The 26464-nt window shown below is 57.3% G+C and carries 25 protein-coding genes, 1 tRNA gene and 1 pseudogene; 14 read left to right on the top strand and 13 right to left on the bottom strand.

Features of this window, described 5'->3' with window-relative positions; all coding sequences use genetic code 11:
- Positions 1 to 10: 10 nt before the first annotated feature.
- Positions 11 to 1609: a glucose-6-phosphate isomerase gene (locus tag TX72_RS06300; RefSeq protein ID WP_042503503.1), complete on the bottom strand. Its 1599-nt coding sequence runs from the start codon at positions 1607 to 1609 to the stop codon at positions 11 to 13.
- Between the two features lie 116 nt (positions 1610 to 1725).
- Here TX72_RS06300 and TX72_RS06305 point away from each other — a divergent pair, with 116 nt between their 5' ends.
- Positions 1726 to 2499: a hypothetical protein gene (locus TX72_RS06305; protein ID WP_011128121.1), complete on the top strand. Its 774-nt coding sequence runs from the start codon at positions 1726 to 1728 to the stop codon at positions 2497 to 2499.
- Positions 2500 to 2719: 220 nt separating this feature from the next.
- Positions 2720 to 2851 carry a hypothetical protein gene (locus TX72_RS14845; protein ID WP_263969695.1) on the top strand — a complete coding sequence of 44 codons (132 nt, stop codon included), beginning with the start codon at positions 2720 to 2722 and terminating at the stop codon, positions 2849 to 2851.
- Positions 2852 to 2936: 85 nt separating this feature from the next.
- Here the strand turns inward: TX72_RS14845 and TX72_RS06310 are convergent, their stop codons facing one another.
- The 3 genes from TX72_RS06310 to TX72_RS06320 are packed head-to-tail and all read right to left on the bottom strand — an operon-like array spanning position 2937 to position 5888.
- Positions 2937 to 3857 (bottom strand): N-acetylmuramoyl-L-alanine amidase, encoded by a 921-nt coding sequence (locus TX72_RS06310; RefSeq protein WP_011128122.1) that lies wholly within the window; start codon positions 3855 to 3857, stop codon positions 2937 to 2939.
- Positions 3839 to 5536: a M61 family metallopeptidase gene (locus tag TX72_RS06315; RefSeq protein ID WP_011128123.1), complete on the bottom strand. Its 1698-nt coding sequence runs from the start codon at positions 5534 to 5536 to the stop codon at positions 3839 to 3841. The genes TX72_RS06310 and TX72_RS06315 overlap by 19 nt, the downstream gene beginning before the upstream one ends.
- 1 nt (position 5537) lies before the next feature.
- On the bottom strand, positions 5538 to 5888 hold the full coding sequence (locus TX72_RS06320) for a hypothetical protein (RefSeq protein ID WP_011128124.1): 351 nt from the start codon (positions 5886 to 5888) through the stop codon (positions 5538 to 5540).
- Positions 5889 to 5895: 7 nt separating this feature from the next.
- Between TX72_RS06320 and purN the strand changes: the two genes are divergently transcribed.
- Positions 5896 to 6564: a phosphoribosylglycinamide formyltransferase gene (gene purN, locus TX72_RS06325; RefSeq protein ID WP_011128125.1), complete on the top strand. Its 669-nt coding sequence runs from the start codon at positions 5896 to 5898 to the stop codon at positions 6562 to 6564.
- Here the strand turns inward: purN and argC are convergent.
- A complete protein-coding gene (gene argC / locus TX72_RS06330; protein ID WP_011128126.1) occupies positions 6555 to 7628 on the bottom strand; it encodes an N-acetyl-gamma-glutamyl-phosphate reductase in 1074 nt (357 codons plus the stop codon). The two genes, purN and argC, sit on opposite strands and share 10 nt — an antisense overlap.
- Positions 7629 to 7704: 76 nt before the next feature.
- Between argC and ribBA the strand changes: the two genes are divergently transcribed.
- On the top strand, positions 7705 to 9363 hold the full coding sequence (ribBA, locus tag TX72_RS06335; protein ID WP_071820871.1) for a bifunctional 3,4-dihydroxy-2-butanone-4-phosphate synthase/GTP cyclohydrolase II: 1659 nt from the start codon (positions 7705 to 7707) through the stop codon (positions 9361 to 9363).
- On the opposite strand, the gene TX72_RS06340 is transcribed toward ribBA, so the two are convergent.
- Positions 9364 to 9804: a peptidylprolyl isomerase gene (locus TX72_RS06340; protein WP_011128128.1), complete on the bottom strand. Its 441-nt coding sequence runs from the start codon at positions 9802 to 9804 to the stop codon at positions 9364 to 9366.
- On the opposite strand from TX72_RS06340, the gene mtnP reads away from it, so the two are divergent.
- Positions 9803 to 10744, top strand: coding sequence for an S-methyl-5'-thioadenosine phosphorylase (gene mtnP, locus TX72_RS06345; RefSeq protein WP_404824885.1), 942 nt, complete (start codon positions 9803 to 9805; stop codon positions 10742 to 10744). The two genes, TX72_RS06340 and mtnP, sit on opposite strands and share 2 nt — an antisense overlap.
- Here the strand turns inward: mtnP and murQ are convergent.
- Genes murQ through dnaK form a run of 4 tightly spaced genes read right to left on the bottom strand, consistent with a single transcriptional unit; the run spans position 10735 to position 15006 of the window.
- Positions 10735 to 11685, bottom strand: a complete 951-nt coding sequence (gene murQ, locus TX72_RS06350; protein ID WP_011128130.1) for an N-acetylmuramic acid 6-phosphate etherase — start codon at positions 11683 to 11685, stop codon at positions 10735 to 10737. The genes mtnP and murQ overlap by 10 nt on opposite strands.
- A 3-nt stretch (positions 11686 to 11688) precedes the next feature.
- On the bottom strand, positions 11689 to 12084 hold the full coding sequence (locus TX72_RS06355) for a DUF3110 domain-containing protein (protein WP_042503506.1): 396 nt from the start codon (positions 12082 to 12084) through the stop codon (positions 11689 to 11691).
- Between the two features lie 50 nt (positions 12085 to 12134).
- Positions 12135 to 13034 carry a DnaJ C-terminal domain-containing protein gene (locus TX72_RS06360; RefSeq protein ID WP_011128132.1) on the bottom strand — a complete coding sequence of 300 codons (900 nt, stop codon included), beginning with the start codon at positions 13032 to 13034 and terminating at the stop codon, positions 12135 to 12137.
- On the bottom strand, positions 13018 to 15006 hold the full coding sequence (gene dnaK, locus TX72_RS06365; protein ID WP_011128133.1) for a molecular chaperone DnaK: 1989 nt from the start codon (positions 15004 to 15006) through the stop codon (positions 13018 to 13020). Before dnaK ends, TX72_RS06360 begins: the two co-directional genes overlap by 17 nt.
- Positions 15007 to 15150: 144 nt before the next feature.
- Here dnaK and pstC point away from each other — a divergent pair, with 144 nt between their 5' ends.
- The 3 genes from pstC (at position 15151) to pstB (ending at position 17910) form a co-directional block, all read left to right on the top strand.
- On the top strand, positions 15151 to 16101 hold the full coding sequence (gene pstC, locus TX72_RS06370) for a phosphate ABC transporter permease subunit PstC (protein WP_011128134.1): 951 nt from the start codon (positions 15151 to 15153) through the stop codon (positions 16099 to 16101).
- A gap of 2 nt (positions 16102 to 16103) precedes the next feature.
- Positions 16104 to 17021 carry a phosphate ABC transporter permease PstA gene (gene pstA, locus TX72_RS06375; protein WP_011128135.1) on the top strand — a complete coding sequence of 306 codons (918 nt, stop codon included), beginning with the start codon at positions 16104 to 16106 and terminating at the stop codon, positions 17019 to 17021.
- A gap of 67 nt (positions 17022 to 17088) precedes the next feature.
- A complete protein-coding gene (gene pstB / locus TX72_RS06380; protein ID WP_011128136.1) occupies positions 17089 to 17910 on the top strand; it encodes a phosphate ABC transporter ATP-binding protein PstB in 822 nt (273 codons plus the stop codon).
- 385 nt (positions 17911 to 18295) lie between these two features.
- On the opposite strand, the gene TX72_RS06385 is transcribed toward pstB, so the two are convergent.
- The 3 genes and pseudogenes from TX72_RS06385 to TX72_RS06395 all read right to left on the bottom strand — a co-directional run bounded on the left by TX72_RS06385 (position 18296) and on the right by TX72_RS06395 (position 21387).
- Positions 18296 to 20641: a class I SAM-dependent methyltransferase gene (locus tag TX72_RS06385; protein WP_011128137.1), complete on the bottom strand. Its 2346-nt coding sequence runs from the start codon at positions 20639 to 20641 to the stop codon at positions 18296 to 18298.
- 66 nt (positions 20642 to 20707) lie between these two features.
- Positions 20708 to 20967, bottom strand: a pseudogene (locus TX72_RS06390) (phospholipase D-like domain-containing protein); the annotation flags it as partial.
- Between the two features lie 333 nt (positions 20968 to 21300).
- Positions 21301 to 21387: transfer RNA gene (locus tag TX72_RS06395), tRNA-Ser, on the bottom strand.
- Positions 21388 to 21442: 55 nt separating this feature from the next.
- On the opposite strand from TX72_RS06395, the gene TX72_RS06400 reads away from it, so the two are divergent.
- From TX72_RS06400 to rpmB, 6 genes are all read left to right on the top strand, one after another.
- Positions 21443 to 21811 carry a 2Fe-2S iron-sulfur cluster-binding protein gene (locus tag TX72_RS06400; RefSeq protein ID WP_011128138.1) on the top strand — a complete coding sequence of 123 codons (369 nt, stop codon included), beginning with the start codon at positions 21443 to 21445 and terminating at the stop codon, positions 21809 to 21811.
- Between the two features lie 2 nt (positions 21812 to 21813).
- A complete protein-coding gene (locus tag TX72_RS06405) occupies positions 21814 to 22701 on the top strand; it encodes an inositol monophosphatase family protein (protein ID WP_011128139.1) in 888 nt (295 codons plus the stop codon).
- A 22-nt stretch (positions 22702 to 22723) separates the two neighbouring features.
- On the top strand, positions 22724 to 23902 hold the full coding sequence (locus tag TX72_RS06410) for an ATP phosphoribosyltransferase regulatory subunit (RefSeq protein ID WP_011128140.1): 1179 nt from the start codon (positions 22724 to 22726) through the stop codon (positions 23900 to 23902).
- A gap of 24 nt (positions 23903 to 23926) precedes the next feature.
- Positions 23927 to 24151 carry a ferredoxin family protein gene (locus tag TX72_RS06415; RefSeq protein ID WP_011128141.1) on the top strand — a complete coding sequence of 75 codons (225 nt, stop codon included), beginning with the start codon at positions 23927 to 23929 and terminating at the stop codon, positions 24149 to 24151.
- An 89-nt stretch (positions 24152 to 24240) separates the two neighbouring features.
- Entirely contained in the window at positions 24241 to 26145 is a 1905-nt protein-coding gene (htpG, locus tag TX72_RS06420; RefSeq protein WP_011128142.1) for a molecular chaperone HtpG, read from the top strand.
- A gap of 76 nt (positions 26146 to 26221) precedes the next feature.
- Positions 26222 to 26458 carry a 50S ribosomal protein L28 gene (gene rpmB / locus TX72_RS06425; RefSeq protein WP_011128143.1) on the top strand — a complete coding sequence of 79 codons (237 nt, stop codon included), beginning with the start codon at positions 26222 to 26224 and terminating at the stop codon, positions 26456 to 26458.
- The last annotated feature ends 6 nt before the right edge of the window (positions 26459 to 26464 follow it).

The raw sequence follows: 26464 nt of genomic DNA on the forward strand, positions 1-26464 counted from the left end.
CAGATGCCGATCAGCTGCAACTGAACCGGATGCTGGCCGGGTTGGCCCAATCCCCCTCGGCCCGGTAGCCCCGGTCATTGCCAGCGAGATGACGCATGATCCAGAAGATCGCCTCATCGCTCCCGTCACCAACGGCCTGCCTGATTTCACTGACGGTGCGTGGTGCGCCGTCTTTGAGAACAGCTTCAACCCGGCTCTGCAGGTCGAGGATTGCCGCGGCAGCTTTCTTGCCGGCTTCCACGCCAGGCTGGTGATAAGCATTGATATTGACCAGATCGCCGTAGAAGCCCACGGCACGTTCGAACAGAGCAATCAACGCACCAAGACGACGCGCATCAAAGCGACGCATGCTGATGCTGAGGCTCTGGCGACCTCCTTCAGTCAACGCTGACCGCGTTCCTTGTAGGAAACCATCAAGAAAATCGCCTGGACATTCATCCTTGATCACAGGGATATCAGAAACATCCTCAAGCACCTCGATGAAAGTGGCAAAAAAGTTGTCAACACCGTCTCGGAGCTGCTGTACGTAGGCGTGCTGGTCTGTGGATCCCTTGTTGCCGTAGACGGCGATGCCCTGATTCACCTCGTTGCCGTCACGGTCTAGTCGCTTGCCCAGGGACTCCATCACCAGCTGCTGGAGGTAGCGGCTGAACACCTCGAGGCGATCGCGATAGGGAAGCACCACCATGTCGCGACGTCCCTTGCCGTCCCCAGCAACGAACCATGAGGCCGCCATCAGTGCTGCTGGATTGCGCCGGAGATCCGCCAGACGAGTGGCATCGTCCATCTGGGCAGCACCAGCGAGAAAATCGCGGATGTCAGCTCCGATCAGAGCACCAGGCAGCAAGCCAACGGCACTGGTGATGCTGGTGCGTCCTCCCACCCAATCGAACATCGAAAAGCTTTTAAGCCAGCCGTCTTGTTGGGCTTCCCGATCGAGTTTGCTGTCGACCATGGTGATAGCCACAGCCTGATCGGCCCAGCGGCCACCACGGGACTCCACACGATGGCGAGCCTGCTCCATACCCAGATGGGGCTCCGGCGTGCCGCCGGACTTGCTCACGGTGACCACAAGGGTTGTCGCCAGTCGATCGTCCAGCTCAGCCAAAACGGCACTCATGCCATTTGGATCGACGTTGTCGAAGAAGTGAAACGGCAGACCGGAGCCGTGGCCCTGCAGCGCTCTGATCATCAACAGGGGCCCCAGACCGCTACCGCCGATGCCGATCCAGAGAACATCCGTAAAGGGCTGTCCTCCGGGAGCTTTGATCACGCCGCTGATCACATCCCGACCGAACTGATCGATCTGATCGATTTCTGTGGCGATTTGGTCTCGGACCGCCTCATTAGGCGCCAACTGCGGGGTCCTCAGCCAATAGTGACCCACCTGACGCTGCTCATCAGGGTTGGCAATGGCACCAGCTTCGAGCTCGGCCATGGCCGCGAAGGCTTTATCGAATCCCGGTTGCAGCTGCTCGAGATGGGATGGGTTGACATGCATGCGGCTGATGTCCAACCAGATGCCGAGATCTTCGTGATACCAGAGCAGGTCACAGAAGCGCTGCCATTGAATCTGAGCGTCACTGGCGCTGAAATCCGGGAAGCTCATCGGGCCCTGATGGTGCACTCCGACTGAAGGTATCGAGGAACGACCGGGCTTGCCCATCTCCTGGGACACCCCGGCTAGTTTCGGTGCTGATTTGAGCAGAGTCCCGCCTCCAGTTCATGCGTGAACGTCTGCAGCGCTGCGGTGCCCTGGTCCTGAGCCTGGCCCTTCTTTTTCCTCCCTCGGTCTCCAAGCCGTCGGCGGAGGTGTCTGAAGCGATCAATCAGGCCACTTCGCAAGACGAACGGCCTGATCCATCGATCTTTTCCCCTGAGGAATTGCAGTTGCTTCAGCAACGTTTCGGGGTGCACGGTCCACAGACGTCACTGGCGCAATTGTTCACGCGGGGCGTCGATCAGCTTCAACCTTTACGAGAGCTGACCATCGATCAGCTCCGACAGCTCAAGCCTGTGATCGTGAAGGAGTCTGCTCAGCATCGCGTCAATCCGATGCTGGTTACAGCCATTCTGTTCGACGAAATTCAGCACGCCAAGCCCGGAGAAGGTCTTCCGTTTATCGCCCACTCCGGACTGGTCAAAACCCATGGTCCGGCGCAGCTCGCCATCACCGAGCTGATCCACCAAAACCGTCTGCCTGCCAACCCCAGCGCCGATGAAATGGCCTGGGCCAGGAATCAACTGCTCGATCCAAAGATCAGTGTGGTGTTGCTGGTGGGAAAGATGATTCGACTCAAACAGGAGCTTGGGCTTCCCAGTGGTCGACGACTGGATGCCAGCAGTTCCTACGCGGATGCCAGGGCGATCGCCACCCTGGCCTACCTGCACAACGGAAAACTCGATTACCCCAGCCGCATCCTGAGCTACATGCAGGATCCTGAATTGCACGGGCTGATCTACAGCTCCCGCCGCAGCCAGCCCTACATGTTGATCTGAATCCCCTGAGTTCTTAGAAGTGGACGCCGAGTCCAACATTCAGCCAAGAGTGGTAAGGCGACACCACAACGCGTCGTGGTACGGGGCGGTAAATGGGACGGTAAGTGGGGTGAACAACCTGTATCCAGGATGACCCGGTCGAGCGGACTGCGTGCTTGTAACCCTTCCGATACCCCTTGTCGTAAGCCTTCTGTTTCTTCTTGGATCCGTGATGGTGGTGATGGCCATGCCAGTCGTGGTGGACCTTATGGGCGTGAGCTTCCGAACCAAAAGTCAGACCTGCCAGGGCCACAGCGGCAATGCCACTGACGACGACCAGTCCGTTGGATGCCATGTGCCTCAAATCAACTGATCAAACCGTACGAAGCGTGCTCCGACAGAAGGTAACTGGAGCTGGTGTGATGAATGACTGAATGTGATCGGCATGAAACCCATGCTCAAGAGACACAGAGATCACCTAACGCGGCAAGGCGATATTGAAGTGATGCCCAGTTAAAGCTGCGAGGGTCCCCCCTCTCTCCGCCCAGATCAACATGGCGGTGCGTGGTGATCGCTGCCGGAGGCAACTTGAAGCGATTGATCCAATCCGAAAGAACAACGGCAAGAGCGTCGTATTGACGTGATGTGTATCCAGTGTGCTGTGACGCATCATTGGCACCGCTCTCGGGGGTTTCCAGGCTGACGTGCAGCGCGAAATTGTTGAGAGAGCCCAACAGGCGCGGGTTGGTGACGGCCCATTCACCAAGAAATGCAGAATTGCCAGCTCCATAGGCCCGTTTGAGCGGGTCAACGATGTCAACAACGCTTCCATCCAATCCAACCAGCGTGTGGTAACTCACCTGGTCTTCGTCGAAAGGATGAGGCGTCTGGAACGTGTTGATCGCTGATGTCAACGAATAGACGGTCTCGTGCATGACCACCACCCGCGGTGATGGATCCAATGGAGTGCCGTAGGCATCCTTCGAGAAACGCTCACCGAAATTGGTCGAATGAATGTGAACGGTGGTGCGCCAGACATCACTGGAGCGTTGCAGCGCTTTCAGGCGAGAACGCAGGGCGGAATCAATCCCGGTGCACTGCTTTGCCAAAGGGGATGTCCAGGACCGTGAGCGAGGAGCACGTGGGTGATCCACTGCTGGTGGCGACTTGATGTCCTTGCCTGATTCCACCTGCTCAAGCAGGTCCATCAGCGATGGACGATCACCAGCGTGGGATGGCTTGCTGCGGTCAAGGCTGACCCAACTGACCAGCAGAACAGCAAGGGATCCCGTAGCCGCCACAGCTACAGCAGTTCGAGGGTGCAGACGGATCAGATCGGCAACCTGTTCAAGTTTCTGGATCAGAGAAACCGGAACCATCGATCTCTCAGAAACAGCTGCTCCGAGGATGCCGCAGGTTCCCAGCTGAGGCACCACCGTTCCACACCCTGCACTGCACACAGTTGAGTTGTAGCGAGGCAGCCTCGACGGGCATAGGTGAACACAGCTGGCCGATCCACGCTCAGCAGCAAGGGAAGATCCGCTGACGCGTTCACCCGTCTGCCGTCGACGGCGATGAGTTCATCGCCGGGAACCAACGCCGCAGCTCGGCCAGGACTATCCAGGGCGACACGCTTGACAACGACACGACCGTTGACATCAGCCAGGGTCAGACCGTGATCGGGCTCAGCCAGAGGCACGGGGTCGAATCGCGCTCCAATCAGAGCGGCCGTGTCCTGAAGGGGCAAGGAGTCAGCACTGTCCAACCATCGGTCGAGATCATCGGCAAGACCGGGATCAATGGCTTTCAACAACACAGTCAAATCCTCTCGAACAAAGCCTCGACCCACCGTTCCGTGCGTCATCCAGAGAGCCCGAAGCTGTTCCGCCAGAGAACTGTCCCGCTGCCGAAGGCGCACATCCAGACAGAACGCCGTGGCAGCCCCGAGTCGGTAGTAGCTGATTTGGCTGTCAGCTGAGACCGCAGTGGCCTTGTACAACTTCACCCAGGCCTCCTGGGCACTGGCAGCCAGGGATTGCACCCGCCGCCCCGGAGCCATCAGCACTCTGGACAGCTCCTCACTGAGATCCTTCAGCAATGTGGAGCGATCACTGCAGCCAGCCAGCAGCGGCAACACGAGGTCGAAGTAGCTCGTGATTCCCTCGGCGAACCAAAGCCCTTCGCTGACAACGGGGTGGCCGTAGTCATAGGGGCGGAACTCCCGTGGGCGCAGCCGGCGCACATTCCACTGATGCAGATACTCGTGGCCCACCAGCTGCAGCAATTGCCGGTAACCATCCGGTTTCGCCAGGGCTGACCAGTTGAACTGCAATACAGCACTGTGGTCGTGCTCGAGGCCGCCATAGCCGCTGTCAAGCATCTGAATCACGAGCTGATAGCGATCACCGGCCGGTGGGGGAGTGCCCATCAAGCGACATGTGGCCTCACAGACCCGTTCAACATCGGCCTTCAGCGTGGTCGGCCATCCCCCCGGCGGGTCCCCCATGAGCAGCAACTCGTGCTGATGCTCTTGGACACGAAAAAGCTGGCTATCGAACAGACCTGCCTGGACTGGACTATCCAACAAATTATCGAAATCGGCGGCGCGCCATCCACCCCCATCACTTGGGAGGGGGCAGTGGACCTGCCAGGCATCAGCGCTATTCACAGTGAGTCGATGGGGAGTCCACCGACATCCATCCAGTTCCATCACTACTGCAGCGAGGCTGAAGGAGGCGAACTCCGGATCGACAAAGGCCGTCCGCACCGTCAGGTCCCTGGCTTCCACCACGTACGTGAGGCACAGCGGCCCTGGATCGAGATCGTCCACCAGCCATTGATGGGGCGCAAGACGTCGCAAGGTGACGACACCTGTGGCAGCCGTCAGCTGCAGGCTGTGCAGATGCTGAACGGGATCACGGATGGTGTAGGAGCCAGGTGTCCAAAGGGGGAACTGCAGGATCTGGCGTGAGGTGGACCCTGTCCACCGCATCGTGACGCGAATGCGCTGTTCTTCTGGTTGAACAAGATCCAGATGAACGTGAACGTCGCCGTTCACCTCAGAACGATTCGATGATCATCGTCGCGGAGGATCCGAAGCAATCCATCGACTCAAGAGCAGCAAGAAGCGCATATCGCCGTGCCACCCGCTGGAGCCTTGCCTCAAGACTCTGATGTCGGGCCAGCCGTTGCAGATCACCCACCATGGTGATCACGCCATCGGATCCCAAACCCCAACCAAGGGATGGGGAGCCATCAGGCAGGTTGGCGAGCAGATCCACCAGATGGGACTTGCCATTGAAGGGCGCCATCACAGCACTCTTCGCGACATCAAATCCTTCGTGTTGCAGAGCTGTTTCCAGCAGATCCGCCCGTGTGTAAGCGGTCGGCAGGATGGAGAGATGGGACATGAACTGAATGCCCGCTTTTGCAGACCCTAGCCAGCAGATGTCATCTGACCAGGCCCTGATTCATCCATCGTCAGGTGGACCAGCCGATCTCAGCCCACCGATCAGAGTGGGCGTGATGGCATCGGGTAACGGAAGCAATTTCGAGGCCTTGGCAACAGCGATCCGGGATGGACACATCAATGCCGAGATCGCTCTGTTGGTGGTGAACAACCCTGGCTGCGGTGCCCAACAACGGGCAAAACGGCTCGGCATTCCCTGGCAACTGTTCAATCATCGGAACTACGACAGCCGCTCAGCACTCGACCGTGACCTGGTGCAGCGATTCCAATCGCTTGGCGTGGAAGGAATCGTGATGGCCGGCTGGATGCGCATCGTCACCAACGAGTTGATTCAGGCCTTCCCAGACCGGCTGATCAACATCCATCCATCGCTGCTGCCCAGCTTCCGGGGGCTTGATGGCGTCGGCCAGGCCCTCAAGGCCGGGGTCCGGCTCGCTGGTTGCACGGTTCATCTGGTCACAGAGGACCTCGATGCCGGTCCGATCCTGGTTCAGGCAGCTGTGCCGGTGCTGGACACTGACAATCACGACAGCCTGTCCCGGCGGATTCAGCAACAGGAACATCGCATCCTGCCCGCTGGCCTGATGCTGGCTGCTGATCGCTGGCGTCAGGGATAAAAACTCTGCAAGGGAAGCCCTGTCTCCGGCGGCAGGCCATGCATCAGGTTCAGGCATTGCACCCCCTGTCCAGCCTGACCTTTGATCAGGTTGTCGATGGCGCTCATCAGGATCATCTGCCCGGTTCTTGTGTCCACCTGAACGGAGACCAACGCGCGATTGGTGTGCCGCGCCCACTTGGTGGCTGGATAGGTGCCCACCGGCAGCACGGAAACGCAGGGGTGGTGGCGATACACCGCTTCGAGAACCGTTGTGCAGTCCTCAGCCGTCAGACCAGGATCCCGCAGGCGTGCGTACACGGTGGATAACAGGCCACGCACCATCGGCACGAGATGGGGAGTGAACTGCAACCGAACATCCTGACCGGCAACCTCCCGGGCCATCTGTTCGATTTCCGAGGTGTGCCGATGTCCGATCACGCCGTAAGGAGCAATCGACTCTGAGGCCTCTGCCAGCAACATCGCCTCCTTAGGAACACGACCGCCGCCGGATGTGCCTGTTTTGGCATCGATGACGATGCCGTCGGTGTCGATCAGGCCCTGCTTCAGGAAGGGAAGCAACGGAAGCAGGCTTGCGGTCGGGAAACAACCGGGCGCTGCCACCAACCTGGCCTCAGCGATGGCAGGACCATGCCACTCCGGCAATCCATACACCGCCTGTTGGCAGAGTTCCGAATCCTCCCGTGAGAGACGGTTGGCCTCCTGGGCATACACCTGACTCCACTGCTCCAGCGATCGGTAGCGAAAGTCGGCCGAGAGATCCACCACCCGCACACCTCGCTGCAGAAGCTCCGGTGCGAGTTGACAGGCCAATCCATTGGGGAGGCTGAGGACGGCGTAATCCGCGGCCGCAGCGATGCGCTCAGCATCAGCGGACTGAACAACGGGGTCTTCCGGAAGCGGCAGAAATGAGCAGATCGAGCTCCAGCGCCGTCCTGCACTCCGTTCTCCGCCGAGGAACGTCACGGTCAATGACGGATGGTCCTGCAGAAGCCTGATGGTCTGCAGCCCGCCATAGCCCGATGCACCGATCACCGCGACACGACCCTGCCCACCACCGGCCATCTCGGCGATTCGTGACGCAGTGCTGCTTGCCATGGCGACGTCCAACCAACAGTTGATCGTACAGAGATTGATAATGATGGAATTGCAGTACGGCAGGCTTCTGAACTCCAGTTCCCAGCATCAGCAGGACGATCCGATCCGCTTCGATGACATCGCCGAGGCGTTGGCCGCCATTCGCAATGGTGCCTGTGTGGTGGTGGTCGATGACGAGCAGCGTGAAAACGAAGGCGATCTGATCTGCGCCGCTCAATTCGCCACACCGGAAGCGATCAATTTCATGGCGACCGAGGCCCGCGGGCTGATCTGTCTGGCCATGGAGGGGAAGCGGCTGGACGAGCTTGATCTTCCCCTGATGGTGGATCGCAACACCGATGCCAACGAAACGGCCTTCACGGTGAGCATCGATGCGGGGGCTGAGCACGGCGTCAGCACTGGAATCTCTGCGGAGGATCGTGCCCGGACGATTCAGGTTGCCCTCAATCCCAAGACGCGACCTGCGGAGCTGCGACGACCGGGACACATTTTTCCGCTGCGGGCCAAGCCTGGCGGCGTGTTGAAACGCGCCGGACACACGGAAGCAGCTGTTGACCTGGCCCAGCTTGCGGGTCTTACACCCTCCGGCGTGATCTGCGAGATCCAGAACAGCGATGGCTCCATGGCCCGTCTGCCGGAACTGAGGGCTTACGCCGATACCTGGGGCTTGAAGCTCATCAGCATCGCTGAACTGATCCGCTATCGGCTCGACAACGAACGGTTTGTGCGACGGCAGGCCCATGCGGAACTGCCGAGTCAGTTCGGTTCGTTCCAGGCCATTGGCTACTGCAATGAACTGGATGGCTCGGAACATGTGGCCCTCGTCAAAGGTGACCCGGCCTCCCTGCGTGAACCGGTGCTGGTGCGGATGCATTCGGAATGCCTCACCGGTGATGCCTTCGGATCCCTGCGCTGCGACTGCCGCCCTCAGCTGGAGGCAGCACTGCGCCAAATCGAACGTGAGGGGGAAGGTGTGGTGGTTTACCTACGCCAGGAGGGTCGCGGCATCGGTCTGATCAACAAACTTCGCGCCTACAGCCTTCAGGATGGAGGCCTTGACACCGTTGAGGCCAACGAACGGCTGGGGTTCCCCGCTGACTTGCGCAACTACGGGGTGGGAGCGCAGATCCTCTCAGATCTCGGCATCCATCGCTTGCGACTGCTGACCAACAACCCCCGCAAGATCGCTGGGCTCGGGGGCTATGGACTTCAGGTGGAAGAACGGGTCCCCCTGGTGATGGATGCCGGTGATCACAACGCCGACTATCTGGCTGCCAAGCGCGACAAACTCGGCCATCTCATGGACAGCGATGGTCCCTGCACCGTTCTCGCCGTCGCGGTGAACGATCGAACGGAGAGCCTGCCCTCGATCCGCTCCCGTGTGGAAGATCTCGCTGAGACCCACGGCCAAACCCTGGAAGCGCTGCATGAGCCGCGCTTGCTGGCGCTCTGGGACCGTCCCCAGTTCGTCTGGAAGCTCACGCCGGAGGTGGATGCTCCGCTGGCACTGCTGCAGTCGATTGCCCAGCTGGAATCCACACAACGCATTGGTTTGCTTCGCGTCAGCACCGAGCGCAGTGCGCTCCACCCATCACAAACGCTGGAACGGGAAGAGCGTTCCTTGGTTGAGCTCATCCAGACCAATGGGGACGAACGTCTGACGCAACGTCCGTCCCTCCTGCACTGGTCAGCCAGGGACTGATCAGTCCTGAATGATTACCTTATTGATCTTGGATCCGTTGCTGAGCTTCAGAACTACATCCATGTTTCCGGTGTGACCGAACACGGTGTGCACGCCATCCAGATGGGGCTGTGCTTCATGGCAGATGTAGAACTGTGAGCCACCGGTGTTGCGACCGGCATGGGCCATGGCCATGGTGCCGGCCTGGTGCTTCTGGCCATTAATTTCGCAATCGATCTGATAGCCGGGGCCACCGGTGCCGGCCATGCCACGCGCACCCTCGCGGCTGTTAGGGCATCCACCCTGAGCCATGAAACCGGGGATGACCCGGTGGAAGGCGAGGCCGTCATAGAACCCGTCCTTGGCCAGTTTCACGAAATTGGCCACCGTGTTGGGAGCGTCGGACTCAAACAGCTCGAGCTCGATCTGCCCTGCGTCGGTGTCCATCAGAGCCGTGGTCATGGTGGCGCGAGCAAAATTGGAGTGTAGTGAGAGGCCTTCCATGCCCGACCTCAGCAACGCCCGTGTTGGTGTCATTGGCGGTAGCGGTCTTTACGCCATTCCTGGGCTCGACCAGGCGGAGGAACTGAGTCTCGACACGCCGTTCGGGCGTCCCTCCGATGTTCTCAGGCTAGGGACACTGCAGGACATGGAGACGGTGTTTCTTGCCCGTCACGGTCGCCATCACCAGTTGTTGCCTCGCGAGGTTCCTTACCAGGCGAACATCTGGGCCATGCGTCAGCTGAACGTTCGCTGGCTGATCTCAGTGTCGGCAGTGGGGTCGCTGCAGGAGCACCTGCGTCCGCGGGACATGGTGGTGCCGGATCAGTTCATTGATCGGACCCAACAACGACCTCAGTCGTTCTTTGGTGATGGCTGCGTCGCCCACGTGAGCCTGGCGGATCCGTTCTGCCCCCGATTGAGCGAACTCTTGGCGGAGGCTGCAGCGTCGGCGATGCCGGCCGGCCACCATCTTCATCGCGGTGGCACATACCTCTGCATGGAGGGCCCTGCGTTCTCAACGCGAGCCGAAAGCCTGCTGTACCGAAGCTGGGGATGCTCCGTGATCGGCATGACCAATCACACCGAAGCGCGACTGGCCCGGGAAGCTGAGCTCGCCTACGCCTCTCTCTCGATGGTCACCGACTTCGATTGCTGGCACAACGACCATGACGCCGTCAGCGTTGAGATGGTGGTCGGCAACCTCAAGGCCAACGCCGTGGCCACGGAACCGATCCTCAATCGACTGATGTTGAGCCTCAATGAGCAACGACCCAGTTCAGCCGCGCACACGGCGCTTGCCGATGCTTTGATCACTGCTCCTGAACACGTACCCCCTAAGACGCGCGAGCGTCTAAATCTGTTCACCCGTTCCTACTGGGGCTCATTCCCTCAGGATTGAGCCAGTTTGAGTCCCCTACTGGCGAAGGCCTGGCGAAGCTGACCGTCGTGGGTCTGGAGCAACTCCATTGCTTCACTCGACGCCAGGCCACTGCTGGCCATGAGCAAGGCCAGCTTGACCGAACCACCCGCCTGATCCAGTAAGACGAGGCCGTCATCCCGCTCAATACCACCAAGGTCCCGCAGGATTCGCAGGCAGCGGTCCACCAGCTTGCTGTTGCTGGCGGAAACATCCACCATCCGGTTGCCAAACACTTTGCCAAGCCGAACCATGACGGCGGTGGAGATGATGTTTAAGGCCATTTTGGTGGCTGTTCCAGCCTTGAGCCGTGTGGAACCGGTGAGGAGTTCAGGCCCCGTCAGCAGACGGATGTCGATGTCGCAGGGGAGAGGAGCCTGATCGCTCGGTACACAGGCCATGGCGATGGCCAGAGCACCGATGCTGCGGGCATGGCTAAGGCCACCCCGCACGTATGGCGTCGTGCCGCCAGCGGCGATGCCTACAAGACAGTCCCCGGCATTGAATCCGCGCTGATCGAGATCCTCACGTCCGGCGGCCTCCAGATCCTCTAGTCCCTCGGAACTGCGCAGAAGTGCGGGGGCACCACCAGCCAGCACGCCTTGAACCATCTCCGGATCACTGCAGAAGGTTGGAGGGCATTCAGCGGCATCCAGCACACCGAGCCGCCCTGACGTTCCCGCCCCCAGATAAAACAATCGGCCACCATCCTTGAGTCGGGATGCGATGCGATCAACAGCCGCACTAATCGATGCCGAAGCGTCCGCTACGGCCTGTTGAGGGCGACGGTCCTCCTCCACAAACAACGTCACCAGCTCGGCTGTGTCGAGCAGATCCAGGGCGGTGCTTCGGGGATTGGGCTGCTCAGTCATCAGGTGGCCGCGATCGGCGGAGACGGCAGCGTCGGATTGGAAACGAGTCATCGTTTAAAGCAACCCCTCAAGACGTTTGCGCAGAGCGTCGAGTTCGCTGGATGAGGACGGCTCAGGCTCGGGAAGCGACTCCTCGTCTTTCCACTGACTCACATCACGGTTGGCTTCCGGAGGTGCCATGAACAACCGCTCTTCGTCGGATTCAGGGACAAAGCCAGAGGCCACAAAGCGGGCTTCATATCCAGCGTCTCGACAGAACAGCTCAACGTCTTCACGATCAAGGGATTCCACGGTGGGAACCGGAAAGTCCTGGGCCTCGAGCAATCCTGCGTAGCGCTCGGCGTCATCGGGGTTCTCGAACAGGAGCACCACCGTCCGACCGGCAATCTCAAGCGAGTGGATCCCCTCACTGTCACTGCCGGCATCGAACAGAAGCACGTTGACGCGCATCGCGGGGAACACTCGATCCTCAACAGAGCCGGAGTCTCTCATCGATCGCTTCAGCCGTCCTCCGCCTCAAGGGCAAGTTCCTGCAGTCGGCGATAAAGAGCCCGTTCCGCATCACCGAGGTCAGCGGGGATGACCACCACAATCTCCACCAGTTGATCACCGCGACGGTCATCCAGCTCCAGGCCCCGCCCACGCAGCCGCAGCAATCGTCCACTGGACGAACCCGGCGGAACCTGGAGGGTTACCGGCCCGTCCAGGGTTGGCACATCCACAGCGCAGCCGAGGGCGGCATCCGGGGGGAACAACAACAGCTTGTAGTGCACCCGAAGGCCGTCGATGCGCAGACCGTCGTCCGTGAGCACCCGCAGCTGCAGGAAGTGATCGCGCCCACCGCTGGCAACTCCCTCCAGCCGCAACCTCCAACCATCTCCGGCCTGGGGAGGGGTCTCGAGTTCCACGACCGTTCCATCCTCAAGGTTGAGCTCAACAGTGGTGCCATGCAGCGCCTGTTCTGGCGTCAGCTCCACGATCGACTCGAGATCCTCATCAACCCGCACGGGAGGCGGCGGAGGTGGTGCCGCGACAGGGGGTTCCTTCCATGAAGCGGGATCGTTTCGCTCGGGAGGGGGCGATTCAGATCGACGCGACGATTCGCCAAGCACCACCTCGAGATAGTCCTCGAAATCAGGGAACCCTTGTTCAAACGGATCTCGATCACGCCGTCCTTCTCGATCGCCATGCTCCCAGGCCCGGCGGCGGCGGGGATCACTGAGCACCGCATAGGCCTCATTGACCAGCTTGAACCGCTCCTCGGCAACGGGATCGTTGCCGTTGAGGTCCGGATGCCAACGGCGCGCTTCCCGACGGAAGGCCCGTTTCAACTGGTCGGCATCCGCCTCCGGACCTAAACCAAGCAGCGACCAGTAATCAGGATCAGCGGTAGAAGTCATCGTCCCAGGGATCACGATCCCGGCGGTTCAGGCTGCGTCCCCGTGGTGGACCACTCGGGGCTGCCCAGGGATCATCGTCCCAGTCATCAGCGAACAACTCGTCCTTAAGTGAGCCAAGCGTGTTGCGTAAGCCCTGAAGCGGGCGTCCATCGGACTGACGCTCAGCAGACAGGCGCCGGTTCAAGCCGAACAAGGCTTCCTCAAGGCCACTGAGGCACAGATCCAGTTCCTGCAAATCGTCCTGAGCAAGACAATCCTGCACATCGCGCATTGCCATCTCCACAGCGCGCTGCTGACGTTCCGCCCCATAGGGCCCCAGTTCCAGGGCGGCATCGCGCAGGCGACGTTCCGCCTGGGCAACAAGCGTCTGGGCACGGTTGCGGCGTTCAATCTGGTTGCGCTTGCGGCGGTCCTCATCCGCCCGCGCCTCCGCTTCAGCAAGCAGTGCGGTGACTTCATCCTCGTTGAGGTTGGATCCGCCTTGAATCGACACCGACTGCTTTCTGCCGGTGGTGCGGTCCGTGGCACTCACCTGCAGTAGCCCGTTGGCATCGATGTCAAACGCCACCTGAACCTGCGGGACACCACGGGGAGCTGGCGGAATTCCGGACAGTCGGAAACGTCCGAGCGACTTGTTGTCTGAAGCCATCTGCCGTTCGCCTTGCCAGACGTGGATCTCCACCGAGGACTGATTCGGTTCCGACGTGCTGAACACATCGGACTGACGCACAGGAATCGGGGTGTTGCGAGGGATCAACACCCTCATCAGACCACCGACCGTCTCCAGCCCCAGGGAAAGAGGTGTGACGTCGTTCAGCAACAGATCCCGCAGTTCCCCGGTGAGGATGCCGGCCTGAACGGCGGCGCCGATGGCCACCACTTCATCGGGGTTCACCGATTGGCAGGGATCAAGCGGCACCAGGGTGCGCACCAGTTGCTGAACCATGGGCATGCGGGTGGCGCCTCCCACAAGCACCACATCATCGATGTCATCCGCAGCCCAGCCGGAGTCGCGCAACGCGGACTGGACGGGCATCAACAGACGATCGAGCAGGTCTGGGCAGAGACCTTCAAACGTGCTGCGATCAAGATTGGTCTCCACGTGCAGTGGGCCGTTCTCACCCGTTGCGATGAACGGCAGGGAGATCGGTGTTGTGAGAACGCCGGACAGTTCCTGTTTGGCCTTTTCAGCCGCTTCGGTCAGGCGTTGAAGGGCCTGTCGGTCCCGCCGCAGATCCACCCCATGCTCAGCCTGAAAGGCATCAGCGATCCAGTCCACGATCCGCTGATCAAAATCATTGCCGCCCAGTTGTGTATCCCCATTGGTGGCCTTGACGTCGAACACTCCGTTCGCAATCCGGAGCAACGACACATCGAATGTGCCACCACCAAGATCAAACACAAGAACGCGACGAACGGCACTGCGATCGAAGCCATAGGCCAGGGCGGCAGCAGTAGGTTCATTGAGAATGCGCTCAACGGCGATGCCGGCCAAACGACCGGCATCGCGGGTGGCTTGGCGCTGGGCGTCGTTGAAATAAGCCGGAACAGTGACGACTGCCGCTTCAACGGATTCGCCCAGGTAAGTGCTGGCATCGTCCACAAGCTTGCGGATGATGCTGGCCACCAGCTCCTCTGGCGCATACTCCCGTTCCGTCACGGGACAAGGAACGCGCACCTGACCTCGGTCATTGGCACGGACCGTGTAAGGCACGGCAAGGCTGCTGTCCTCCAGTTCTTCCCAGTCGCGTCCCACGAAACGCTTGAGGTTGGAGAACGTGTTGCGAGGGCTCAGCACAAGCTGACGTCTCGCCAGCTGTCCCACCAGCAGTTCCTGGTCTTTGCTGTAACCAACCACCGATGGGGTGGTCCTGCCACCCTCAGCGTTGGCAATCACGTGAGGGCGGCCTGCCTCCAGAACGGCAACAACCGAGTTCGTGGTCCCCAGATCGATCCCGACGATCCGCCCCATACGTCCAAAACCTGTCACTCCACGCTAACGGCATCGACCAGCCCAGTTGCTCAGATCAACGTCCAGCAGGGGAATGTCGTTAAGCCGTTCTTAGTGACTGAAACCAATCCCGTCGATACGTTGTCAGGGCGTTTGTATGTGGGAATGTCCAACGAAAAGGACAATCAGTACCTTCTGCGGAACCGACCTCCGTCAGAAAAGCTGGTGGACGTTGGATTTAAGAACCTCGCTGTGATCCTGGCCTCAATGGTCGCCGTGGTGTTGTTCTTTATCCTCATCGTGGTCTTCCAGGGCAGCCTTGAGTCGATGGGGCGTTACGGCTGGCAGTTCCTCAATACATCCGATTGGAATCCGGTTGACGATGAATATGGCGCAGGAGCCGCCATCTATGGAACGTTGGTCACCTCCCTGCTGTCGTTGCTGATCGCCGTTCCATTGGGCGTTGGCACTGCGATTTTCATCACTGAAAACATCATTCCGCGACGTATTCGCGATGTGATTGGTGTGATGGTCGAATTGCTGGCGGCAATTCCCTCGGTTGTTCTGGGCCTCTGGGCCATTTTCGTGTTGGAGCCATTCATTCGACCAGTACTTGAATTGCTGTATCAGTTGTTCAACTGGATCCCCTTTTTCAGCACCCCACCCATGGGTCCCGGAACGATTCCTGCGGTCTTGATTCTGGTAGTGATGATCCTGCCCATCATCACGGCCATCTCCCGAGATTCCCTGAATCAGGTTCCTCAAAAACTACGACAGGCGGCCTACGGCATCGGCACAACCCGTTGGGGAGCAATCATGAACGTGATGCTGCCCGCAGCGGTTTCAGGAATTGTTGGAGGCGTGATGCTGGCGCTTGGACGCGCCATGGGCGAAACCATGGCGGTAACCATGATCATTGGTAATTCCAACAACTTCAGCATTTCATTGCTGGCACCCGGCAACACAATTGCAGCCATGCTGGCCAATCAGTTCGGTGAAGCTGATGGCTCTCAGGTGTCATCCCTGATGTATGCGGCATTCATTCTGATCATCATGACCCTTGCGGTGAACATCTTCGCCCAATGGCTTGTGAAGCGTCTCAGCCTTAAGTACTGATCATGACTTCTCTTTACTCCAATCGCGCTTCCGAGGGGATTCCTGACCTCTCATATAAACCAAGTCTTGCTAGAAATGTAGGTAGCAGAGTCCTCACAGTTATTGCTGGCATCTTTTCAGCGGTGGCTGTTCTGCCGTTGATCCTCGTTCTTGGCTACGTCATCGTGAAAGGTGGCAGCAAGATCTCTCTTGCTTTGTTCACGGAATTGCCTCCGCCACCGGGACTTGATGGTGGTGGTATTGCCAATGCCATTGTTGGCACGATTGTCGTTACCGTGATTGCTGCATTGATCGCCATACCTATTGGTGTAGGCGGCGGAATTTATCTCGCTGAGTACTCTCGTAGCGGTTGGTTTGCCCAATTCATCCGCTTCGGAACGAACGTCCTTTCTGGTGTACCGTCGATTATCGCCGGTGTGTTCATTTACGGAACGATTGTCACCAGTCGCGTGCTGTTCGGTAATGCCTACAGCGCACTGGCTGGCGGCATGGCGCTCTCCATTCTGATGTTGCCAACGGTGATTAAAACCACTGACGAAGGTCTCAAGCTCGTCTCAGACGACTTGCGACAGGCAGCATTGGGAGTTGGTGCGTCCAGATTCGTCACCATCGTGCGAATAACTCTGCCGACGGCATTCACTCCCATTGCCACAGGAGTAGTTCTGGCGATTGCCAGAGCCGCTGGTGAAACAGCCCCATTGATCTTCACTGCCCTGTTCTCGCCCTTCTGGTCTGATCTTTTGTCCACCGATGGAATCTTTGCGCCAATCGCAACGTTGTCGGTTCTAATCTACAACTTCGCGATCATGCCCTATGAATTCCATAACGAACTGGCCTGGTCCGCATCATTCGTGCTCGTTGTGATGATCCTCGGCCTGAATCTCTTCTCCCGTTGGCTGGCCCGATTTGCTGCCAAGTGATCGGACGACGACCCTTCAATCCATCAGACCTCCATCCTTTCCGTACTTCCCGCTTCCCATCCGAGCCATGACCACATCACAACTTCAAACTGAACAGCATCAGGTCTCGGACGACACCGCGATCTCGATCCAGAACGTCACCATCAGTTACGGCAGCTACGAAGCCGTGAAGAACGTCTACTGCGATGTTCCACGCGGAAAAGTCACCGCCTTCATCGGTCCATCCGGCTGCGGTAAGTCGACGGTGCTGCGTGCCCTCAATCGCATGAACGATCTGATCGAGGGATGTTCCCTCAAGGGTCGTGTTTTGTTCGACGGTGTCGATCTTTACGGTGCCAGTGTTGACCCTGTTGAAGTGCGCCGTCGGATCGGGATGGTGTTCCAGCAGCCCAACCCTTTCCCCAAGAGCATCTACGAGAACATTGCCTTCGGTGCCCGGATCAACGGTTTCACCGGTGACATGGATGAACTGGTGGAACGGTCCCTGCGGCAGGCCGCCGTCTGGGACGAATGCAAGGACAAGCTGAATGAAAGCGGTTATTCCCTCTCGGGTGGTCAGCAGCAGCGCCTCTGCATTGCACGCACGATCGCCATCCAGCCGGAAGTGATCCTGATGGATGAACCTTGTTCGGCTCTGGATCCGATCTCCACTTTGAAGATTGAGGAAACGATGCACGAACTCAAGAAGAGCTTCACCATCGTGATCGTGACCCACAACATGCAACAGGCCGTTCGCGTCAGCGACATGACGGCGTTCTACAACGCAGAAGCAGTTGAAGGCGGCAGCGGCAAGGTGGGCTACCTGGTGGAGTTCAACGAGACCGAGAAGATCTTCAACTCTCCTCAACAGCAGGCCACTCAGGACTACGTCTCGGGCCGTTTCGGTTGATCACTGAATCCAGTTTTGATCCAGAAAGGCTGGGTGACTCCACCCTTTCTTATTGGAGCTCAAGCAAAAAAACGGTCCTGATGGACCGGAGAAGCGGAGAGCAAGGGATTCGCTCCCGAGATGATTGGAGTCAACAGAATAATACCACTAGAAATTTACAAACACTAATTAATTGAGCTTATCAATAAGGACTAGATTATTCCACTTATTTTCCTTTGAATTTTTTGGGTCTGACTATCTTTGTGTTTTCGTGTACATCGGATGAGCTGGATTACCCTTCTTTATGAGCCGCAATTAAGTTAAGTTGCCAAGAATAATTATGCTAGGATTTGAGGGTTATTGTCGGCATAAGGTCACTTTCTTTTAGTATTAATGGAACGGTAGATTAGATTTTTTGAGCCCAGAACTGATACATGCTTGCAAAGGCTGAAGGATTTTCCTTCTCAAAGATGCCCCAGTTTCTTAGTGATGTAATTTTAACGTCTTCTGGAAATCTGCTGTTGTAGAGGCTCTCGATTTCTGTTGGAATGATAAATCCACAAAACCTCAGGCCTTGAGATCCTAATAGCCTCTCTATTTTTTCTATTGTGAAAAGATGTTCCTGAGGGTGGAAGCAAAGATCCCTGCATTCTGAAAGAGAGTAAAAATCTTTCCAGGAGTCTAGAAGATTCAATATTTCCTTGATCTCTCCGGCAAAAACCTTCTTCCTGAATTCTCGTATATTTTTTGCACTGGCTTCGATTCCTGCTTTGCGAATATACTCTCTTGTTTTAGTGATGACTTTGCGGGCAGACTTGCTATAGAGTCCTAGCTGAATGTAGCCTCCTGGATTGAGTTGTTGAACTAGTGCATGTAACCCTTCATCGGGGTTTTGCATGTGATGCAGAACCCCGCTGCATTCAATAACGTCAAAAATTTCTTTGAGGCTAGAGACATTAAGTATGTCCATCTGCTTGAAGGTGATGTTGCTCATCCCATATTCCTGCGTCTTTCTTATTGCATAGGCCAGGCTGCTTCTGCTGAGATCAATTGCAGTGATTTGAGTGTTTTTGTAACGACTGGCGCTGATGATCTGGCTTCCAGTTCCGCAGCCAGCAATAAGGAGCTGCGGCTTGGTTTCTGGGTCTGTTAATTTATTCAAGAAGAAAAGATCTTTTTGTTTTGTTTCCATTTCGATAACATTAGAGATCGGCCTTACAAGTGATTCATGGGTGAAGTCTGAGTATTTGTATCTAGGGTAAGGGTTCTCCTCGTACATGTCTTGAACTAGTTGCGAGATTGTGTTTGAAGGCTTAAGGCTTCCATGCAGTAATTTTTTGATCTCACTTTCTTGAGATGGCTCTATGAACTGGGTTGTAATAAATGATTTGCTGGTATCGTCAGGGGTCGGATAATTATGGATTAAATCTGGTTTGAAGTGTGTTGCGTGAAGCGGCATGTAGCAGCCAATTATGGCAAGATTTTGGTTGATAGATGCTTGTTGCTCGCCCGTTTCGCTGATAGCTTGCATTAACAACTTATCCTCCTCCCATGAGGTGGCGTAGATGTATTCATTTAAATAGCACTGTGTCGCCAAGGCTTCCGTCAAGGTTCTTATTAAAGGTGTTATTTCCTTTTTTTGTGTGGTAATTATAAGGATTTCTTTTCTTAACCTGGTGAAAAACAATTCAATTATTTGGTGAGGTAGAATAGTCAAGGCTAGAGACTTGAGAAACCGCCAGTCTATAGCTAGTGTTTTGAAAGCTCTATTGGTGTCATTAATGATTGTTTCTGGTTTTGAAGCTTCTTGGATTTTAGGGAGAAATACTTGCAGGAATATTCCAGTTAGCTTTCGGTGAGATATGTCTGTTCGCTTGAGTAATAGTTCATACGCAGGATTTAGGTCCCGAGTGTTTAATGCTCCTTTTGGGGCTTGCTCCAGTAGCACCATGACATTGTTAATGGCGCCAGGGCTATCAGCCTTGTGTTCAAGTGACTTGAGTGTGGAAGAGAGGGCTTCGTTAAACCTTCCTAGCTCTTTGTAGATTCCGCCCAGATTCATGAGGGCATCGGGGTTTTTGGGTTTCATCTCTAGGGATTTGAGGGTAGAGGCAAGGGCCTGATCAAGGTTTCCAAGGTCTCTGTAAATGCTGCCCAGATTCATAAGAGCGATTGGGTTGCCTGGATTGAGCTCTAGGGATTTGAGGGTAGAGGCAAGGGCCTGATCAAGGTTTCCTAGTTCTATGTATATGCTTCCTAGATTGATGAAAGAATCTGCGCTATTCGGGTTTTGTTCTATGGATTTAACGGTGGCGGTAAGAGCCTGGTCTAGCTTGCCAAGATCTTTGTAGATGCTGCCAAGATTTAAAAGTGCAATTGGGTTGTCAGGCTTTAGCTTTAATGACTTTACTGTTGCATCAAGAGCCTGATTGTATTGGCCAAGATCTTTGTATAAGGCGCCTAAATTACTGAATGCATCATGATGGCGTTGATCGATTTTGATGGCATTTTTATAAAATGCAATTGCCTCCTCTGTGCGGCCGTTTGTTTGGCAAATTGCGCCTAGATTGGAAAAAATTATGGGGCTTTGCAGTCCAGAATTGATGATCTCCTTGTAAGCCATTTCGGCTTTTTTTAGGTTGCCATTAACATGGTGCTTGATAGCTTCTCTGGCAAGAGCTTCGCCTTGTTTGATTATCTTCGCTCGGCTTTTGTTTGCTTTGTTTCTTTTATCGCTCGGTGTGTCTGTCATCTTTATTTGTCGTCTTCAAACATTGTAAGCAACTTTTTAAGCCACTTTCCATCTCTCTCGACCTTCTCAGTCCCTCTCCCCCCCATCTCCGCAGCGGATCCGTTGAGGCTCGAGTTTGAGTTGGAGGTGCAGTGTGATCCTGAGCTCTGCTGAGTCCCAGAGGCGCTCCAAATCACAGGTGAAGTGTTTGGCGAGTGGGGTGAGTGGATCACCAACAGGGTCTCATTGTTGGTTTGAGCGGCTGAGGGGCTCCAATTGAAGGATCCCGTGATCAGCGTTTTGTTGTCCATCACGGCGAACTTGTGATGAAGCTTGTTGGAATGTGACTCTCAGTTTGGTTGATCTCGAACAATGCGCGGCTCATGGGGGCAAAGGCACCAACCGATGCCAAAGATAATGTATATACAAATACTCCCTCGACCCGAGACATCGAATTATGGACTTACTTTCATCAAAGTGAAAAAGTCACGCCCCTAAACCCCCATCAGCGTTGCCTAAATTATAATTTGATCTTATCAAGCGCAGGACAAAGCCAGTTAATTCCCTGCCAAATCAAACTCTGGACGCCAAGAAACTCCGAGAGAGGAACTCACTCAATCTCTCATAAGAAATTTCAATAAAAAACCCCTTGCTTAGCAAGGGGTTTGGAGGTTAGGTGACGGAGAGCGAGGGATTCGAACCCTCGATAGAGTTGCCCCTATACAGCATTTCCAGTGCTGCGCCTTCGACCACTCGGCCAGCTCTCCACCGGCTTTCACGTGGGGCAGGTGCGAATGTAGCAGGGCGTTCCAGTCAGACCGGATGGGCACCAGTCACCGCATCACCATTCACTGGCGCCAGGAACAACGAACCATCACCCACGACGTTCCAGAGGGGGAATACATCCTCCAAAGCTTCGAGCGTCAGGGCGATCCCTTGCCCTTTTCATGCCGCAACGGCTGCTGCACCAGCTGTGCCGTCCGGGTGAAACAAGGGCAACTCGATCAACGCGAGGCGATGGGCCTTTCCCATGAGCTGAGGCAACAGGGCTATGGCTTGCTGTGCGTGGCTCGAGCCATCGGACCCCTCGAAGCCGAAACCCAGGACGAAGATGAGGTGTACGACCTGCAGTTCGGCCGCCATTTTGGCCGCGGCAAGGTGACGGCAGGACTACCCCTGGACGAGGAATGACAATGACCTCATCGATCTGCAGTTCAGCGGCCAGTGATGCTGGTCTCAACGCCGACAGGCTTGGCGCCCTTGTGACTGTGGCGCGACAGGCCGCTGACGCAGGTGGGGCTGAGTTGATGCGCCACTACGGGCGGCTGAGCTCTGTTGAAAGCAAAGGGCGCATTGGTGATCTCGTCACCAATGCGGATCTGGCAGCCGAACGCGTTGTTCTTGAGGTGCTCGACAGAGAAACCCCAGACATCGCTGTTCTGGCAGAAGAAAGCGGTGCCGCCGGTGAACAGGACAGTCTGCGTTGGTGCGTCGATCCCCTGGATGGCACCACCAACTTCACCCACGGGTACCCATTCTTCGCCACATCGATCGGCCTGACGTTTCGTCAACGGCCGATTCTGGGAGCCATCGCCGTTCCGTTCCTGGGAGAGACGTACTGGGGTGCTCCAGGTCATGGAGCCCACTGCAACGACAGCAACATTCAGGTGAGCCGTTGCGAGCGACTGGAGGACTCCCTTCTTGTGACTGGGTTTGCCTACGACCGCCACACGCGACTCGACAACAACTACGCCCAGTTCTGCTGGTTCACCCATCGGACCCGAGGGGTTCGCCGAGGTGGTGCCGCTGCTGTGGATCTGGCCTTTGTGGCTGCCGGTCGTCAGGACGGTTACTGGGAACGAGGACTGGCGCCCTGGGACCTTGCTGCCGGTGTGGCGCTGGTGGAACTCTCGGGTGGAACGATCAGCGGATATGGAGGGGAGGAGTTCGATCTCCGCAGCGGCCGCGTGGTGGCGGCAGGCCCGGCATTGCATCCGACCATTGTTGACGTGCTGGCCCAGGTGAAGCCTTTATCCGGTGATGCCTTCGGTGCACCGGAGGTCACGGCCATGGGATCCTGAGGCAACGCCGAGAATTCCGGAGATGGCGCTGCAACCCGCAGCTGGCGCGAGGGATCTGAATCCACGTCAGGTGGAATCCAACCGGGCGCTCAGCGAACGGCTGGCGTCTGTCTTTCGTCTATGGGGCTACGACGAAGTCTCCCCTCCTCGGGTGGAACGTCTTGACACCTTGATGGCTGGTGGAGCCATCGCCAGCGAAGACGTTGTGCGGTTGGTGGCCGATGAGCCCCTGGGCCTTCGCCCGGAGATGACCGCATCCATCGCCAGGGCTGCCTGCACCCGGCTGGCCTCACGGCCCCGGCCGTTGCGTCTCTGGGCGTCTGGAACGGTGTTTCAGTCGAGAGCGGCTGATGAAGGTGGGCAATGCATTGAAGAGAATCTGCAATGCGGTGTGGAGCTGTTCGGTGTTGCACCGATCGAAGCCGAGATGGAGCTGCTCAGCCTGTTGATGGCGGCAGTGGAACGCCTGGACTTTCAAGCTCAGCATCAGCCGCGGCTGTTGATGGGGCACACGGGACTGATGGATCTGTTGCTCAGCCCCGTTCCGCCCGTCCTGCGCGACGCAGTCCGCGCCGCGTTGATTCAATACGACCGCCTCGGGCTGGAAACCATCGAGCTTGAAGAGGGGCTAAGGGCCACCCTGCTGAGCCTGCTGGACTGCCGCGGCACACCGAACGAGGTCCTCGAGCGACTGTCCTCCTGCTTTGGTGCGCAGGCTCTGTTTGACGATCTGCATCGACTCTGCCGCCAGCTGCAGGGACCGGCAGCTGCCCAGGGCGTGAGGCTTCAACTCGATCCCACGTTTCAACCGAGATTTGAGCTCTACACAGGCCTCGTCTTCCAGCTGGTGTGCGACACGCACTCGGCTCCTGTCGTGGTGGCCCGTGGCGGCCGCTACGACGACTTGGTCCGCCGTTGTGGTGCACAACCGGGACAAGACTTTGGTGCGGGCTTCAGCCTCGCGATCGATCCGATCCGGGAATTGTTGAGTGACTCATCGTCCAACCCGACGGTCGCGCCTCAATTGATGGTGGCGTTTTCGGAGCGGTCAACCCTCGAGGCGGCACTGGAGCGGCAGCGCTGGTGGCATCAACAGGGCCGAAGTGCGGTGATTGAACTGCATCCGTTCAGCACTCGGAGCCTGGCTGAACAGCAGGCCACGGACCAAGGTGGCTTCCAACTCGATTGGATCGATCCTTAGGATCAAGGTTGAGACTGTTGAGTTATGGCCCACACGATCGTCACTGATGTCTGCGAGGGCATTGCCGACTGTGTGGATGCCTGTCCCGTGGCCTGCATCGATCAGGGTCAAGGAAAAAACAAAAAGGGCACCGACTTCTACTGGATCAATTTCGACACCTGCATCGACTGCGGCATCTGTCTGCAGGTGTGCCCTGTGGAAGGCGCCATCCTGGCTGAGGAGCGCCCTGACCTTCAGAAGGGGGGGTGAGCTGATCTTGTGGTTCGGAGAACCACCAAGCATTCCCTCTTGAGGGAATTCAGGCCCCCTCCTTATCGTCAGATTTTTCCAGCAGTCCAATGCCGGTGATGGACGAACAGGGTCAAATTCAGATCCACACCGAGAACATCTTCCCGATCATCAAGAAGGCCGTTTACTCCGGCCATGAGGTGTTTCTCCGCGAGCTGGTCAGCAACGGTGTCGACGCCATCAGCAAGCGGCGTATGGCGGCCATGGCGGGCGACTGCAGCGAAGGCGAAGACGGGGTTATCCGCATCACCGTTGACCGAGAAGCTAAAACGCTCACCATTGCTGACAACGGCATCGGCATGACCGCCGATGAGGTGAAGCGCTACATCAACCAGGTTGCCTTCTCCAGTGCCGAGGATTTTCTGGAGAAGTACAAACAGGAGGGAGACGCGATCATCGGCCACTTCGGCCTGGGCTTCTACTCCAGTTTCATGGTGGCGGAGCAGGTGGAATTGGTGACGCGATCGGCGCGGCCGGACAGCGAAGCGGTGCGATGGAGCTGTGATGGATCCCCCAACTTCAGCCTCAGTTCCGCCGAGCGTGATCAGCCAGGCACCGATGTGATTCTCACCTTGATGGAGGAGGAACTGGAGTACATCGAACCAGCTCGGATCCGCACCCTGATCAACACCTACTGCGATTTCATGGCAGTGCCAGTGCAGCTGGAGGGGGAAACAGTCAACAAGATGAATGCCCCGTGGCGAAAGAGCGCCCGGGAGCTCACCGACAAGGACTACATCGATCTCTACAACTACCTGTACCCATTCCAGGGTGACCCACTGCTCTGGGTTCACCTGAACACCGATTATCCCTACAACCTGCAGGGAATTCTGTTCTTCCCCAAGCAGACCGGTCGTGCGGACTGGGAGAAAGGCGAAATCAAGCTCTACTGCAATCAGGTGTTCGTCAGTGATTCCATCAAGGAGGTGGTGCCGCGTTATCTGCTTCCCCTGCGTGGCGTTCTCGATTCACCCGACATCCCGCTGAACGTCAGCCGCAGTGCCCTGCAGACCGACCGACGTGTGCGATCCATTGGCAATTTCGTTGCCAAAAAGGTGGCTGACCGCTTGCGCAACGTCAAGAAAGACGACCCCACCGCCTATGCAGAGGCCTGGGAGTCCTTGGCACCCTTCGTGAAGATCGGAGCCATGGAGGACGACAAGTTCGCCGACCAGGTGGCGGAGCTGATTCTGTTCGCCACCAGCGCCTCTGCAGCAGATGGCGACACCCCTGATCCAATCAGCACCGGTGATCGTGCCTTCACCACTCTGGAGGGCTACCGCAGCCGACTGGACAGCAACAACGACAAGCGCATCCTGTACAGCACCGACGACGTGGCCCAGGCCGGCGCACTCAACCTCTGGACCTCACAGGGAATGGAAGTGCTGAAGCTGGAGACGGTGATCGACACCCAGTTCATCCCATGGCTCGAACAGCGCCATGAGGATCTGACCTTTCAGCGTGTCGATGCCGAGCTTGATGACAGCCTCAAGGACATCGACGCGGAAATCACCGACCAGGACGGCACAACGGAATCAGATCGACTGAGAGATCTGATCAAGACCGCGCTGTCCAACGACAAGGTGACCGTGCAAGTGCAGGCTTTGAAGGCTGAGGGTGCACCGCCTGCGATGATCCTGCTGCCGGAGCAGATGCGGCGCCTCAATGACATGGGAGCCCTGATGGAACAGCGGCTTCCCGGTCTGCCAGACCATCACGTTCTTCTGGTGAACAAGCGACATCCCTTAGTTGAGGGGATGCTGAAGCTGAAGGCCGGCAGCGTGCTCATCGGCGATGCTCAGAGTTCACCGACGGAGGCCCTGGCCCAGGACATTGCCCGCCACGTCTACGACATGGCTCGACTGGGTGTCGGCGGCCTGGAGCCCAATGAACTCAGTGGCTTTCAGACCCGCAGCGCTGAACTGATGGGAACGCTGATGCAGAGAGGGATGTGACCTTCGCTGTTTGATAAGCTAGTAGTTTGGATCTGATTATTCAGATCTGATCAACCTCAAGCAGAAGGACGACGACATGTCTCGGGTGTGCCAGCTCACCGGTACTCGCGCCAACAACGGCATGGCAGTGAGCCATTCCCACATCCGAACCAAGAAGCTGCAGCAGGCGAATCTGCAGAATCGTCGTCTTTGGTGGGCTGAGGGTAAGCGCTGGGTGAACTTGCGCGTCACCACCCGCGCCCTCAAGACCATCCAGAAGAAAGGCCTGGGCCCCTATGCCAAGTCTCTGGGCATTAACCTGGCCAAACTCTGATTTTGA

Source organism: Parasynechococcus marenigrum WH 8102 (genome assembly GCF_000195975.1).
GTDB classification, from domain to species: domain Bacteria; phylum Cyanobacteriota; class Cyanobacteriia; order PCC-6307; family Cyanobiaceae; genus Parasynechococcus; species Parasynechococcus marisnigri.